Source organism: Bacillus sp. VA13 (assembly GCF_055710085.1).
In genome coordinates this window covers 118,707-133,013 of sequence record NZ_JBVQPP010000003.1, presented here as the reverse complement: position 1 = coordinate 133,013, position 14,307 = coordinate 118,707, and the positions used below count along the sequence as shown (strand labels likewise).

The window sequence follows — 14,307 nt, the reverse complement described above, 5'->3', positions numbered from 1 at the left end:
CCAATTGGGCTGCTGGTTTTTTATGTATCAAGCTTTTCCTTCTTTTTTGTCTTTATCGGATCTTTTCGTAACCATGATGAGAGCGAGGATGCAGCATAGGCACCCCGCTGCACAGCCGATGATAGAGCTGTAATAATAAAAATCGACCATCTTCATACCGATAAAAGGAGCGGAAATTCCCAAAACCGTTAAGAGCATAACTGCTTTTCGTCTGAAAAAATTCATCAGCAAAACGGAACAACTCCCTACGCTTGAACTCTACTGTCAGTATACAGGAAGCGGGGCAGGAAATAAAATGGATCGAAAACGAAGGTGCCGGAAGGCAAACACCTGTAAAACCTGTTACAATGAAAGACAGAACAAAGCATTGCAAATGGCAGGGAGGAACTAGAAGTGAATAGAATACAACGCGTCTCTTCATGGCTGAAGGAAGCGGGGCATACTGCCGCATTTATTCATACGAAAGAGAATGTTTTTTACTTAACCGGTTTTTACACAGAGCCGCATGAAAGATTAATGGGTTTATTTATTTTCCAAGAAGAGGAGCCTTTCTTTGTTTGTCCTGGAATGGAAGCAAACCAGGCCCGCAACGCAGGCTGGAATCATGAAATCATTGGTTATGCGGATCATGAAAATCCGTGGGAGCTGATAGAGAAAGCCTTGAAAAAGCGAAATATCAGCATACATACACTCGCGGTAGAAAAGGATTCAATCTCACTATCACGCGCAGAACAGCTGAAGCATTCAGTGGGCGGGGCTCAATTTGTTTCAGCAGAAGAAACACTCAATCATTTTCGCCTGATGAAAGACGACAATGAAATTCGTTTGCTGAAAGAGGCGGCAAAGCTTGCTGATTACGGTGTTGAAGTCGGCACAGCTGCTTTGCGTGAAGGCATCAGTGAAGTGGAAGTGCTCGCTCAAATCGAGTATGAGCTGAAGAAAAAAGGAATTCAGGGCATGTCTTTCTCCACAATGGTTTTGTTTGGAGAAAAATCAGGCCAGCCTCATGGAAATCCGGGTACAGCCACGTTGAAGAAAGGTGATTTTGTTTTATTTGATCTCGGTGTTATTCTTGACGGCTATTGCTCTGATATTACAAGAACGTTTGCATACAAGACCATCAATCCGAAGCAAGAGGAGATTTATGAGACCGTGCTTCAAGCGGAAAAAGCCGCGATTGAAGCAAGCAAACCAGGTGTCAGAATCGGAGATCTGGATTTAACTGCCCGCGGAATCATTGAAAAAGCAGGGTACGGAGAGTATTTTCCTCACCGGCTGGGACACGGACTCGGGATTTCTGTCCATGAGTACCCATCAATGAGTTCAGCCAACGATACACTGCTGCAGGAAGGCATGGTCTACACGATCGAACCGGGGATTTATGTGCCTGAGATTGGCGGCGTGCGCATTGAGGATGACGTTCATGTAACAAAGGACGGAGCGGTAGCTCTGACCCAATATCCAAAGGAATTAATCATACTGCCGTAACTGGAAATAAAAAAGGACTTTGTTCTCGACATCGTCCTTTTTTATCTGCATTAAATAAAAAAATCATCAAATGTTCGAAAGGGTTTAATTTCATGTTTTTGGTTGAGAGGTTTTACTGCAAGACAGCTGCCGCCAAGAACAGTCAGACATAATCCAATTAAAATGAAGAAACCCATATGATCTTCTCCTTTCAGCTAAAAATACAAAATATGTCTGGTATGTTCATATCATATTGTATGAAACGCATTCCAGATCAAGGGAATTTAGAAAGAAGGGAATCTATGGCTAATATTAAAGACATTGCAGAAAAAGCCGGTGTCTCCGTTACAACGGTTTCCCGAGTCATAAACAATCACCCTTATGTCAGTGAAGACAAAAGAAATAGAGTGCTTGAGGCAATGGAAGCATTGGAGTACACGAGAAATATCCATGCCGTGCATTTGTCGAAAGGATTTTCAAACATGATTGGCGTTGTCTTGCCGACGATTAATCTGCCTTATTTTGCAGAGCTGATTGCAGGAATAGCCGACGCAGCCGCGGAATCCGGGTTTCACCTCTCTTTATTCCAAACAAATTATGATGTACAGAAAGAAATCTTTGCGCTGACCCAATTAAAGCAGCGCCAGGTTGACGGGTTAATTTTTTGCTCAAAGGCGCTTGCTGATGAGAAACTCATGGAATGGGAGGGACCGATATTGCTTTGCCAGAATTCAGATATCGGCCGTTTTCCAACCATCAGCATTCCTCACCAACAAGCATTCCGGTACGGCTTGGACTATTTAATTGCCAAAGGGCATAAAAAAATAGCCATCTGTTTGGCAAGAAAAAAAGGCATGAACAGCCATTTTCGAATCAAAGCCTATAAAGAAGCATTGGAAGAGATCGGAGAGGCATTTCATGAAGACTGGGTGGTTGAGAAAGCGATTACAATTAATGATGGCAAAGCGCTTTTTCATAAGTGGAAAAAGTGGAAGGAAAAGCCGACGGCTATTTTCGTTGCCAATGATCAAGTCTCAGCAGGGCTTTTACTTGAAGCAAAGGCCCAGCGGGTATCGGTACCGGATGAGCTTGCCATCTTAAGCGTTGATAACCATGAAATCAGCCAATCACTTGGTATCACAACGATCGATATTCAAACAAAGGAAATGGGAAAGCAGGCGTTTGCCATGCTGGAAAAAAGAATTCAGGGACAGCCTATTGAAAGGAAGGTTCTGGATTACCGTCTCATCGAAAGATCGACTGTTTAGTGAAAGCGTTGAAAAAAGGTTTGACGTGCATTCCGTTCGTTATGTACGATATGAGGTATTGAATGACAAAGGAGCTGAGGATCGTGAATGGGTCCTTCACAGTGAAAAAGGTACTGAATAATAACGTCTTAATTGCTTCTCATCATAAATACAGCGAAGTCGTTTTAATCGGAAAAGGTATTGGTTTCGGAAAAAAACAAGATGATGTCATTGAAGATAAAGGCTACGATAAAATGTTCATTTTAAAGGACGAGAAGGAACAAAAGCAGTTTAAAAAGCTCCTTGACTATGTTGATGAAAAGCTCGTTGATATTTCAAACGATGTCATCTATCACATCAGTAATAGGACAAACCACTCATTAAATGAACATATTCACATTGCACTGACAGACCATATCGCATTTGCGATCAAAAGGCAGCAGCAGGGCTTTGATATGAAAAATCCATTTTTAATGGAGACTCAGTCACTTTATCCTGAAGAATACCAAATCGCCAAAGAAGTCATAGATATGATCAATGAAAAAGCGGGAATCTGCCTTCCGGAAGGGGAGATCGGCTTTATTGCTCTGCATATCCATTCAGCTCTGACAAACCGTCCGCTGTCCGAGGTCAATCAGCATTCGCAGCTGATGGCACAGCTTGTTGAGGTGATTGAAGACTCGTTTCAAATGAAAGTAAACAAGGAAAGTGTCAACTATTTGCGGCTGATCCGGCATATCAGATTTACAATAGAAAGAATCAAAAAAGAAGAACCGACTAAAGAACCAGAAAAATTAATGTTGTTATTGAAAAATGAATATCCGCTATGCTACAATACAGCTTGGAAATTGATTAAAATCTTGCAGCAAACATTGAAGAAACCAGTTCATGAGGCGGAAGCGGTTTACCTGACGCTTCATCTGTACCGATTAACCAATAAAATTTCATAAATTCAGTTTATCCTTATAACGTGTTACTGATCCGATCAGGCATGAGTGATTGAGGGGAAAAAACGGGAAGTCCATTCTCGTTCTTTTGCGCACCCAATTTTGCTCATGCCCTTTTTGTTGTGTAAAAGGGCAAATGTAAACGGTTAAACTGGAAGACTTACGCCTGTGAATTCGTTGTCATGATTTTTAGCTGTAAGGTCAGACTAGTAAAAAGAGGAGGTCAATTCTTATGTTTAAAGCATTATTCGGCGTTCTTCAAAAAATTGGGCGTGCGCTTATGCTTCCAGTTGCGATCCTTCCGGCTGCGGGGATTTTGCTTGCGATCGGGAATGCGATGCAAAATAAGGACATGATTCAGGTCCTGCATTTCTTGAGCAATGACAATATTCAGCTCGTAGCGGGTGTTATGGAAAGCGCTGGGCAGATTGTTTTTGATAACCTTCCGCTTCTATTCGCAGTAGGTGTAGCCATCGGGCTTGCCAACGGTGATGGAGTTGCAGGGATTGCAGCAATTATCGGTTATCTGGTGATGAACGTATCCATGAGTGCGGTTCTTCTTGCAAACGGAACCATTCCTTCCGATTCAATCGAAAGAGCCAAGTTCTTCACGGAAAACCATCCTGCATATGTAAACATGCTTGGTATACCTACCTTGGCGACAGGTGTGTTCGGCGGTATTATCGTCGGTGTGTTAGCTGCATTATTGTTCAACAAATTTTACACAATTGAACTGCCGCAATATCTTGGTTTCTTTGCGGGTAAACGTTTTGTTCCAATTGTGACGTCAATTTCTGCACTGATTCTGGGTCTTATTATGTTAGTGATCTGGCCTCCGATCCAGCATGGATTGAATGCCTTTTCAACAGGATTAGTGGAAGCGAATCCAACCCTTGCTGCATTTATCTTCGGGGTGATTGAACGTTCGCTTATTCCATTCGGTTTGCACCACATTTTCTATTCGCCGTTCTGGTATGAATTCTTCAGCTATAAGAGTGCAGCAGGGGAAATCATCCGCGGGGATCAGCGTATCTTTATGGCGCAGATTAAAGACGGCGTACAGTTAACAGCAGGTACGTTCATGACAGGTAAATATCCATTTATGATGTTCGGTCTGCCTGCTGCGGCGCTTGCGATTTATCATGAAGCAAAACCACAAAACAAAAAACTCGTTGCAGGTATTATGGGTTCAGCGGCCTTGACATCCTTCTTAACAGGGATCACAGAGCCATTGGAATTCTCATTCCTATTCGTTGCCCCTGTCTTGTTTGCGATTCACTGTGTGTTTGCGGGACTTTCATTCATGGTCATGCAGCTGTTGAATGTTAAGATTGGTATGACATTCTCCGGCGGTTTAATTGACTACTTCCTATTCGGTATTTTACCGAACCGGACGGCATGGTGGCTTGTTATCCCTGTCGGCTTGGGACTTGCGGTCATTTACTATTTCGGATTCCGATTTGCGATCCGCAAATTTAATCTGAAAACACCGGGACGCGAGGATGCTACGGAAGAAACAGCAGCATCTGGGAAAACTGGTGAAGCAGGAGATCTTCCTTATGAGATCCTGCAGGCAATGGGTGACCAGGAAAACATTAAACACCTTGATGCTTGTATCACTCGTCTTCGTGTGACTGTAAACGATCAGAAAAAGGTTGATAAAGACCGTCTGAAACAGCTCGGTGCATCCGGGGTGCTGGAAGTCGGCAACAACATTCAAGCTATTTTCGGACCGCGTTCTGACGGTTTAAAAACACAAATGCAAGACATCATTGCGGGACGCAAGCCAAGACCTGAACCTACAACATCTGCTCAAGAGGAAGTAGGGCAGCAGGTTGAGGAAGTCATTGCAGAACCGCTGCAAAATGAAATTGGCGAGGAAGTTTTCGTTTCTCCGATTGCTGGAGAAATTCACCCGATTACTGATGTTCCTGACCAAGTCTTCTCAGGAAAAATGATGGGTGACGGTTTTGCGATTCTCCCTTCTGAAGGTATTGTCGTATCACCGGTTCGAGGAAAAATTCTAAATGTGTTCCCGACGAAACATGCGATCGGCCTGCAATCCGACGGCGGAAGAGAAATTTTGATCCACTTTGGTATTGATACTGTCAGCCTGAAGGGCGAAGGATTTACATCTTTCGTATCAGAAGGAGACCGCGTTGAGCCTGGACAAAAGCTTCTTGAAGTTGATCTGGACGCAGTCAAACCGAATGTACCGTCTCTCATGACACCGATTGTGTTTACGAACCTTGCTGAGGGAAAAACAGTCAGCATTAAAGCAAGCGGCTCAGTCAACAGAGAGCAAGAAGACATTGTGAAGATTGAAAAATAAGGGTATATAGTACGCTGTGCTTGTCAGATGACAAGTACGGCTGTATGATATAATATTGTGAAGTAATAAAGCTTTAAGTTAAAAGGAGAATGATAAAAATGGCACAAAAAACATTCAAAGTAACTGCAGATTCTGGAATTCACGCTCGTCCTGCGACAGTTCTTGTACAAACTGCAAGCAAATACGACGCTGACGTTAATTTAGAATATAACGGCAAAACTGTAAACCTTAAATCAATCATGGGTGTTATGTCTCTTGGAATCGCTAAAGGCGCTGAAATCACAATCTCTGCAGCTGGCGCTGACGAAAACGATGCTCTTAACGCTTTAGAAGAAACAATGAAAAGCGAAGGACTCGGCGAGTAATGCAAGAATTAAAAGGGATTGGTGCTTCAGCCGGCATCGCGATTGCAAAAGCGTACCGGCTTGAAGAGCCAGATTTAACGGTTGAAAAGAAAAACATCTCTGATTCTGAAGCGGAAGTAAGCCGTTTTGAAGAAGCGATTGCACGTTCTAAAGAAGAGCTCGAAAAAATCAAAGAGCATGCTTTGAAAGAACTGGGTCAGGATAAAGCTGATATTTTTTCTGCTCACCTTTTAGTTCTCAGTGACCCTGAGCTTCTGAATCCTGTGAAAGAAAAAATCAGCTCTGATTCTGTGAACGCTGAATTCGCTTTAAAAGAAACGTCTTCTATGTTCGTTACCATGTTTGAATCAATGGACAACGAATATATGAAAGAGCGTGCGGCAGATATCCGCGACGTAACAAAACGCGTAACCGGCCACCTGCTTGGCGTTGAAATTCCAAACCCAAGCATGATCTCAGAAGAGGTTATTATTGTAGCTGAAGACTTAACACCGTCTGACACAGCTCAATTAAACCGTGAGTTCGTTAAAGGATTCACAACTGATATCGGCGGACGCACATCACACTCTGCCATCATGGCGCGTTCTCTTGAGATTCCTGCAGTTGTTGGAACGAAAGCGGCTACAGACACGATCCAAAACGGCGTGACTGTTATCGTTGACGGTATTAATGGCGATGTCATTATCGATCCTTCTGCGGAAACTGTAAAAGAGTATGAAGAAAAACATAATGCTTATTTGGCTCAAAAAGCAGAGTGGGCGAAGCTGGTCAATGAACCGACTGTATCAAAAGACGGTCATCATGTAGAGCTTGCAGCGAATATCGGTACTCCAGATGATGTGAAGGGTGTTCTTGAAAACGGCGGAGAAGCAGTGGGTCTTTACCGTACAGAATTCCTTTACATGGGAAGAGATCAGCTGCCTACAGAAGATGAGCAGTTTGATGCTTATAAAACGGTTCTTGAGCGTATGGAAGGAAAATCAGTTGTCGTGCGGACACTTGATATCGGCGGAGACAAAGAGCTTCCTTACCTGCAGCTTCCTAAAGAAATGAACCCGTTCTTGGGATACAGAGCGATTCGTCTTTGCCTTGAAGAGCAAGAAATCTTCAGAACACAGCTTCGCGCGCTGCTTCGTGCAAGTACATACGGAAACCTGAAAATCATGTTCCCTATGATTGCGACAGTTAACGAATTCAAAGAAGCAAAAGCGATTCTTCTTGAAGAGAAAGAAAAGCTTGTAAAAGCGGGACAGGCTGTATCTGACGATATTGAAGTCGGTATGATGGTTGAAATTCCGTCAACTGCAGTCATCGCTGATCAGTTTGCTAAAGAAGTTGATTTCTTCAGTATTGGAACAAACGATTTGATCCAATACACAATGGCAGCTGACCGTATGAATGAACGTGTATCTTACCTGTATCAGCCATACAACCCAGCAATCCTTCGTTTAATTACACTCGTAATTGAAGCGGCACACAAAGAAGGAAAATGGGTTGGCATGTGCGGAGAAATGGCAGGAGACGAGATTGCGATCCCGATCCTTCTTGGCTTAGGCTTAGATGAGTTCTCAATGAGCGCAACTTCAATCCTTCCGGCAAGAACACAAATCAGCAAATTGTCTAAACAAGAAGCTGAGTCATTCAAAGAGAAAATCTTATCTATGAGCACGACAGAAGAAGTTGTCGCGTTCGTAAAAGAAACATTCAAGTAATGTCCAAAAACCAGACGGCCTCCGGCCTGTCTGGTTTTTTTCATAAGTAAAGGTATAGAAGGGCACAATAACATGGCTAGGAGGGATAGTATGTCAAACCAATTTAACGCAGGAGATACAGTTTACGTGATCTACAGAAATCCGCATGCCGCCAATGTTGCCCATATAAAGGAAGCTGAAATTGTGCACCACCCATACCATGAAGGCGAGCTCTCACTGTTTATTTATGAAACCTTTCATCCGTTTGCAGAGGATGATGCTGTATTTGCAAGCTATGAAGAAGCTAAATCACTCTACAAAGAACTATTTGATATCGATCCGTATGAGTAACAAGGAAATCATTACAACTCATATCCTTTCCGCCTTAAGAGAAAAGTAACGTTAGTAAAGGAAAAGGATGTGGCATTATGCAGAACCCATTTGTTCCTCAGCTTGTGTATATTGAACCGAGAGCGCTGGAATATCCGCTGGCCCAAGAATTACAAGATAAATTTGAGAAAATGGGCATTGAAATCAGAGAAACGACATCCCACAATCAAGTTCGTAATATTCCTGGAAAAAACCATCTTCAGCAATATCGCAACGCGAAGTCAACTTTAGTCATCGGTGTCCGGAAAACATTAAAGTTTGATTCTTCTAAACCTTCGGCTGAATATGCCATTCCGTTTGCAACAGGCTGCATGGGGCATTGCCATTACTGCTACCTGCAAACAACGATGGGATCAAAGCCGTATATCAGAACCTATGTAAACGTCGAAGAGATTTTGGATCAGGCAGATAAGTATATGAAGGAGCGCGCACCAGAATTCACAAGGTTCGAGGCCTCATGCACGTCAGATATTGTAGGAATCGATCATCTGACACACACGCTGAAGCGCGCCATTGAACATTTTGGGCAAAGTGACCTCGGAAAGCTCAGATTTGTAACGAAATTCCATCATGTCGATCACCTATTAGATGCAAAGCATAACGGGAAAACGAGATTCAGATTCAGTATTAATGCCGATTATGTAATTAAGAACTTTGAGCCGGGAACCTCACCTCTTGATAAGCGGATAGAAGCGGCAGTAAAAGTTGCAAAAGCAGGATACCCGCTAGGCTTTATTGTTGCGCCGATTTATATTCATGAAGGCTGGGAAGAAGGATACAGACATCTATTTGAAAAGCTTGATGCTGCTTTGCCGCAGGACGTTAGACATGATATTACTTTTGAATTAATTCAGCACCGTTTTACAAAACCGGCCAAACGAGTGATAGAGAAGAATTATCCGAAGACGAAGCTCGAATTAGATGAGGAAAAGCGTCGTTATAAATGGGGCCGTTACGGGATCGGAAAGTATATTTATCAGAAAGATGAAGAGCATGAACTTCGGGAAACGCTTGAATCCTATATTGATACCTATTTCCCTAACGCGAAAATTGAATATTTCACTTAAACGGGCTGTTGTGATCAACAGCTCGTTTTTTTATAAAAAGGATTTTTCCATTCCATTAAAACGCCGAAATTCAATGATTCTTTATCGTCTAAATAATTGCTGACTACTCGAATCGGTGAACGGCCGCAATGGAGAAGAAAAGACAGCACAGGGTCTTTTTTCTTGCCCTCCATTACATCTTCAACGTATTGAACAGCGCTGATCTCGTGTGAGTATTTATGATAAAAAGGAATGCGTCCGCCGCCGAGCAGGCGCTCCAGCCGCTTGTCAACAGTCAGCTCATACATCGTATTCATCAGCCATTTTCCGATTCCAAGCTTTCGATAATGAGGAGAAACAGAAATATCTACTACATATAAAGTATTTCCGTGAGGATCATGATTTTTAATAGATCCGTTATCTGTTGCCTGCACCCATGTATGGTCAGGAGATTCAGGCTCAAAATGTATGATAAGGGCAGTCATAGAACCGACAATTCTGCCATTGACCAGCGCGCATAAAGCGCCTTCCGGAAAGGTTTTGATATGGCTGTCAAGCTGTTCCTCCGACCATAGCAATTCCTGTGGGAACGGAGGAGGGAAACATTCTCTTTGAAGAGAAATCAGCCCCTTTACGTCAGTTTCAGTATAGTTTCTGATGGTCAGGGTCTCAAATTTTCTGCCGTTGTGCACATACATTTGTTTTAGTATGATCATCACCCTCCTTATATTGTTTCATTATAACGAAGATTGAATTTTCAGTAAATATATTCCGTTTTTCATATAATTTATTTTTTGATTATTCATTTTTCAAACGAAGGGGCCGATATAGAAATTAGGAGGGGATTGGTTTGTTTAAAAAACTTCACATGAAGGTTGCTGTTTTTGTTTCAATCATGTTAATCGTCACAGTTGTTCTTTTAATGCTGTCTTCTTATTTGACGCTAAAACCGATGATTACAGAGGATGGGAAAAATACAACTCAAAACGTGACACAGTCACTTGAACAAAATATTGAATTGCAATTAAAGAGTTATGCCATTTCGTTATCAAGATTGGCTAATGGGGAATTAACTCATACATTTGTAACAAAACCAAGTAAAGAAGCTTCTCGGCTATTTAACGATGACATTAAACAAATCAAAGATAACGATGATTATGTTGCGATGGCTTATGTTGGCACCGCAAAAAAAGAAATGTTTACATACCCGAAAGCCGATTTTGCCGATGATTATGATCCAACAACAAGACCATGGTATAAGCTTGCAGCTGAAACCCCGGGTCAAGTCGTTTGGACGCAACCTTATAAAGATGTCGTGACGGGAGATATGATTGTCACTGCATCGAAAGCGATCCTTGACGGGCAAAAAGTGATCGGGGTTGCCAGCTACGACTTGAAACTCTCTGCTATCCAGAGTATGGTCAATAAGCAAAAGGTGCCTTACAATGGGTTTGCCTTTTTAGCTGATGCCAGCGGCAATCTTTTAGCACACCCGTCAAACCAAGGAAAAAATATATCAAAGGATCAAACACTGAAAACCATTGCATCTGAGAAAAAAGGGATACAAGATGAAAATGGGAAAATGGTTGTGTACCAAACGATTGGGGAAACGGGCTGGAAAGTCGGAACGCAATTTGATACCGATAAATTAATGTGGATTTCAGATAAAATGAATCGGGCGAATCTTTGGATATCACTGATTGCGCTTATCATAACAATTATTCTCAGCTACTTTCTGGCCAAAACGATAACCGGTCCGATACAGCAGCTGATCGCAAAAACGAAGGCAGTTTCCGCGGGCGATTTAACAGTGCACGCAGAATCAAAATCCAAGGATGAAGTCGGTATTTTAACAAAAGACTTTAATCAGATGGTTGAAAATATGAAGGAAATGGTTGAGCAAGTGAGACTCTCTTCAGGGAAAGTATCTGATACCTCTGAGCAATTAACGGCTGTCTCTGCGGAAACAAATGAAACAAGCGGACAAATTGCAAAAGCGATTGAAGAAGTAGCCGCTGGGGCATCAGAACAGGCTTCTGAAGTCGAGACCATTAACGAAAAATCAGAAAGCCTGTCAACGAAAATCAGGCAAATTGCTGAGGAGGCAGGCGGAATTAAAGAACGGTCAAAATCGTCTGAGGATGCAAGCTATAAAGGACTTGACGCGCTCGGCCAGCTGCTGATGAAGTCAAACGAAGCCAACATGGAAACGAAAAAGGTTGAAACGATGCTGCTTGATTTGGAAAATCAAACAAAGAATATTGAAGAAGTCGTTACAGCGATTTCGAATATTTCTGATCAAACCAACTTGCTTGCCTTAAATGCCAGCATTGAGGCAGCCAGAGCCGGAGAAAGCGGACGCGGCTTTGCCGTCGTAGCCGATGAAGTGCGGAAGCTTGCTGAGCAATCAGCCCTTTCTACAAAGCATATCAGCGAGACTGTGAAGCTTATCCAGCTTGAGACAAAAGAGGCCTCTCACGCCATGGTTGAGGCAAGCAGAATGAATGATGAACAAAACAGTGCCATTCATGAGACAGGAGAGGTATTAAACACGATAACCGCGGAAATGCAATCGCTGGTACAAGGCATTGATCACATTTACGAAGAAATTCAAAGAATGAGTGAAGAACAGCTAGCGATTTCTGAAGCCATTCAAAGCATTTCAGCCATATCGCAGGAATCGGCTGCCGCAGCAGAGGAAGTGAACGCATCAACCGATGAACAGCTGATCACTCTTGATAAAGTCAAACACTCAACGGAGACGTTAAAACATGCAAGCCAAGAGCTTATGAACACAATTGCGAAATTCACATTGTAATCCAATTACATTCCCAAAATATGATTTGTTTTGGGGATTTTTTTATTTTAAGAGTATACTATATGATGAATAGATATGGTAGTCTAGAAAATGAAGGAAAAATGATAAATTTTAACTAAAATCAAAACGAAACATCTGGGAGGAATGACCTTGAAGAAAACAATTGGTTTTATCGGCCTTGGAGTGATGGGAAAAAGCATGGCGTCACATATTCTCAATGACGGCCATCCTGTTTTGGTGTACACCCGGACAAAAGAAAAAGCAGACAGCATACTGCAAAAAGGCGCGGTATGGAAAGAAACGGTCAAAGATCTTTCAAAAGAAGCGGACGTTATCATTACAATGGTCGGCTATCCCAGTGATGTTGAAGAAGTGTATTTCGGAAGCAACGGAATTATTGAAAACGCAAAAGAAGGCGCATATCTCATTGATATGACGACATCTAAACCTTCACTTGCGAAGAAGATTGCTGAAGCGGCTAAAGAAAAATCATTGTTCGCTTTAGATGCCCCTGTTTCCGGCGGAGATATCGGCGCGCAAAACGGAACACTCGCAATTATGGTTGGAGGAGAAAAAGAAGCATTTGAAGCCTGCATGCCGATTTTCTCTTTAATGGGAGAAAACATTCAGTATCAAGGACCGGCTGGAAGCGGCCAGCATACCAAGATGTGTAATCAGATTGCAATCGCAGCTGGTATGATCGGTGTTGCTGAAGCGATGGCATATGCTCAAAAATCAGGACTGCAGCCGGAAAATGTCCTGAAAAGCATCACAACGGGCGCAGCCGGAAGCTGGTCATTATCAAATCTTGCTCCCCGTATGCTGCAAGGCAACTTTGAACCAGGTTTTTATGTGAAACATTTTATTAAAGATATGGGAATTGCGCTAGAGGAAGCGGAATTAATGGGAGAAGAAATGCCAGGCTTGTCGCTTGCAAAATCCTTATATGACAAGCTCGCTGCACAAGGCGAAGAAAACAGCGGAACACAGAGTATATATAAGCTCTGGGTGAAATAAAAAAAGATTGCCTGTACGAAACAGGCAATCTTTTTTTATTATTTTCCGATGAATTGCTGTGTCCAGATGCTTCCAGACTCAACGTAGCCTACACCGATGTGAGTAAAGTTAGGGTTTAGAATGTTTTTTCTGTGTCCTTCACTGTTCATCCAAGCTTTTACTACTTCTTCTGGTGTTTTTTGGCCTTTAGCAATGTTTTCACCTGCTGTTTTGTAGCTGATTCCGAAAGATTTCATCATGTCAAACGGTGAGCCGTAAGTTGGGCTTTGGTGATCAAAGTAGTTCTTGTCTTTCATATCCTGAGATTTTGCGCGTGCAGATTTGCTTAACGTTTCATCAATTTGAAGCGGTTTTAAGCCTTGTTTTTGTCTTTCTGCATTTGTAAGCTCAACAACTTTTTTCTCATATGCACTTACAGATGAAGGTGCAGATGTTGTTGTGTTTGTTTTTTCAGCTGCAGGTGCTTTAGAAGCAGTGTTTTGTTCAGTAGCTGCAGGTGCTTTAGAAGCAGTGTTTTTTTCAGCAGCTGCTTTTTCTGTAGTTTTTTGCGCAGGTTTTGCAGTTTCTGTCTTTTGAACATCCTGAATGTTCATGTTAGATTGCTTCGCATGTTTTTTAAGAAGCTGCTTGATCTCTTTTTCGTTTGCAGTATTTAATGTTTTAATATTTGTGTTAATATGCAGCTTTTTCACTACATCGTTAAGAGACATGTTTTGTACTGTATTCCCTGTTTTTACTGTTACCACATGCTGGCAGGAGAGTTCTTTCGCTGATGCTTGCTGTACGCCCCCGAATGTGAATAATCCAACCGCAGCGGCAGCAGATAAAATAAATGCTTTCTTCATTAGTTCATAACCTCCTAGAGTTGTTTGTTTCTACAAAAAAATCATAACATAGCTTTTTTGTCATAAAGTATCCATCACTTTCCTTTGACAAAGAGAGATTGTCATTTTCGTAACCAATATGCGCTAAACCGCTGAGGTGAAG

13 protein-coding genes are annotated in these 14,307 nt (G+C 42.2%); 10 read left to right on the top strand and 3 right to left on the bottom strand.

Annotated features, from left to right (window positions below):
* Positions 1 to 27 precede the first annotated feature (27 nt).
* Complete coding sequence (locus AC0C66_RS12535; protein ID WP_014113599.1) at positions 28 to 231, bottom strand: hypothetical protein; 204 nt, start codon at positions 229 to 231, stop codon at positions 28 to 30.
* A 162-nt stretch (positions 232 to 393) separates the two neighbouring features.
* Here AC0C66_RS12535 and papB point away from each other — a divergent pair, with 162 nt between their 5' ends.
* The 8 genes from papB (at position 394) to splB (ending at position 9,506) form a co-directional block, all read left to right on the top strand.
* On the top strand, positions 394 to 1,488 hold the full coding sequence (gene papB / locus AC0C66_RS12530) for a di/tri-peptidase (RefSeq protein ID WP_088679429.1): 1,095 nt from the start codon (positions 394 to 396) through the stop codon (positions 1,486 to 1,488).
* 281 nt (positions 1,489 to 1,769) lie between these two features.
* Positions 1,770 to 2,735 (top strand): LacI family DNA-binding transcriptional regulator, encoded by a 966-nt coding sequence (locus AC0C66_RS12525; protein WP_014113601.1) that lies wholly within the window; start codon positions 1,770 to 1,772, stop codon positions 2,733 to 2,735.
* 62 nt (positions 2,736 to 2,797) lie between these two features.
* Positions 2,798 to 3,664, top strand: coding sequence for a glucose PTS transporter transcription antiterminator GlcT (gene glcT, locus AC0C66_RS12520; protein ID WP_003218635.1), 867 nt, complete (start codon positions 2,798 to 2,800; stop codon positions 3,662 to 3,664).
* Between the two features lie 229 nt (positions 3,665 to 3,893).
* Positions 3,894 to 5,993: a PTS glucose transporter subunit IIABC gene (gene ptsG / locus AC0C66_RS12515; protein ID WP_088679428.1), complete on the top strand. Its 2,100-nt coding sequence runs from the start codon at positions 3,894 to 3,896 to the stop codon at positions 5,991 to 5,993.
* Positions 5,994 to 6,091: 98 nt separating this feature from the next.
* Complete coding sequence (locus tag AC0C66_RS12510; protein WP_010334034.1) at positions 6,092 to 6,358, top strand: phosphocarrier protein HPr; 267 nt, start codon at positions 6,092 to 6,094, stop codon at positions 6,356 to 6,358.
* Entirely contained in the window at positions 6,358 to 8,070 is a 1,713-nt protein-coding gene (ptsP, locus tag AC0C66_RS12505) for a phosphoenolpyruvate--protein phosphotransferase (RefSeq protein WP_072566197.1), read from the top strand. The genes AC0C66_RS12510 and ptsP overlap by 1 nt, the downstream gene beginning before the upstream one ends.
* Positions 8,071 to 8,160: 90 nt before the next feature.
* The gene (gene splA, locus AC0C66_RS12500) at positions 8,161 to 8,400 is read left to right on the top strand and encodes a splAB operon transcriptional regulator SplA (protein ID WP_072182867.1); all 240 of its coding nucleotides are present in this window, start codon (positions 8,161 to 8,163) and stop codon (positions 8,398 to 8,400) included.
* Positions 8,401 to 8,477: 77 nt separating this feature from the next.
* On the top strand, positions 8,478 to 9,506 hold the full coding sequence (gene splB, locus AC0C66_RS12495; protein WP_014113605.1) for a spore photoproduct lyase: 1,029 nt from the start codon (positions 8,478 to 8,480) through the stop codon (positions 9,504 to 9,506).
* 14 nt (positions 9,507 to 9,520) lie between these two features.
* On the opposite strand, the gene AC0C66_RS12490 is transcribed toward splB, so the two are convergent.
* Complete coding sequence (locus AC0C66_RS12490) at positions 9,521 to 10,201, bottom strand: GNAT family N-acetyltransferase (RefSeq protein WP_072182868.1); 681 nt, start codon at positions 10,199 to 10,201, stop codon at positions 9,521 to 9,523.
* 134 nt (positions 10,202 to 10,335) lie between these two features.
* Here AC0C66_RS12490 and mcpC point away from each other — a divergent pair, with 134 nt between their 5' ends.
* Both mcpC and AC0C66_RS12480 read left to right on the top strand, forming a co-directional pair.
* Entirely contained in the window at positions 10,336 to 12,303 is a 1,968-nt protein-coding gene (gene mcpC, locus AC0C66_RS12485; RefSeq protein WP_072182869.1) for a methyl-accepting chemotaxis protein McpC, read from the top strand.
* 150 nt (positions 12,304 to 12,453) lie between these two features.
* A complete protein-coding gene (locus AC0C66_RS12480; protein WP_041905438.1) occupies positions 12,454 to 13,320 on the top strand; it encodes an NAD(P)-dependent oxidoreductase in 867 nt (288 codons plus the stop codon).
* A 38-nt stretch (positions 13,321 to 13,358) separates the two neighbouring features.
* Here AC0C66_RS12480 and AC0C66_RS12475 read toward each other — a convergent pair whose 3' ends face one another.
* Positions 13,359 to 14,165 (bottom strand): CAP domain-containing protein, encoded by an 807-nt coding sequence (locus AC0C66_RS12475; RefSeq protein ID WP_072182870.1) that lies wholly within the window; start codon positions 14,163 to 14,165, stop codon positions 13,359 to 13,361.
* Between the last annotated feature and the right edge of the window lie 142 nt (positions 14,166 to 14,307).

Bases quoted from the DNA above. Each gene is read 5' to 3' on its own strand.
- AC0C66_RS12525 (WP_014113601.1), top strand. From the start codon at position 1,770: ATGGCTAATATTAAAGACATTGCAGAAAAAGCCGGTGTCTCCGTTACA.
- glcT (WP_003218635.1), top strand. From the start codon at position 2,798: ATGACAAAGGAGCTGAGGATCGTGAATGGGTCCTTCACAGTGAAAAAG.
- ptsG (WP_088679428.1), top strand. From the start codon at position 3,894: ATGTTTAAAGCATTATTCGGCGTTCTTCAAAAAATTGGGCGTGCGCTT.
- AC0C66_RS12510 (WP_010334034.1), top strand. From the start codon at position 6,092: ATGGCACAAAAAACATTCAAAGTAACTGCAGATTCTGGAATTCACGCT.
- ptsP (WP_072566197.1), top strand. From the start codon at position 6,358: ATGCAAGAATTAAAAGGGATTGGTGCTTCAGCCGGCATCGCGATTGCA.
- splA (WP_072182867.1), top strand. From the start codon at position 8,161: ATGTCAAACCAATTTAACGCAGGAGATACAGTTTACGTGATCTACAGA.
- splB (WP_014113605.1), top strand. From the start codon at position 8,478: ATGCAGAACCCATTTGTTCCTCAGCTTGTGTATATTGAACCGAGAGCG.
- AC0C66_RS12490 (WP_072182868.1), bottom strand. From the start codon at position 10,201: ATGATCATACTAAAACAAATGTATGTGCACAACGGCAGAAAATTTGAG.
- AC0C66_RS12475 (WP_072182870.1), bottom strand. From the start codon at position 14,165: ATGAAGAAAGCATTTATTTTATCTGCTGCCGCTGCGGTTGGATTATTC.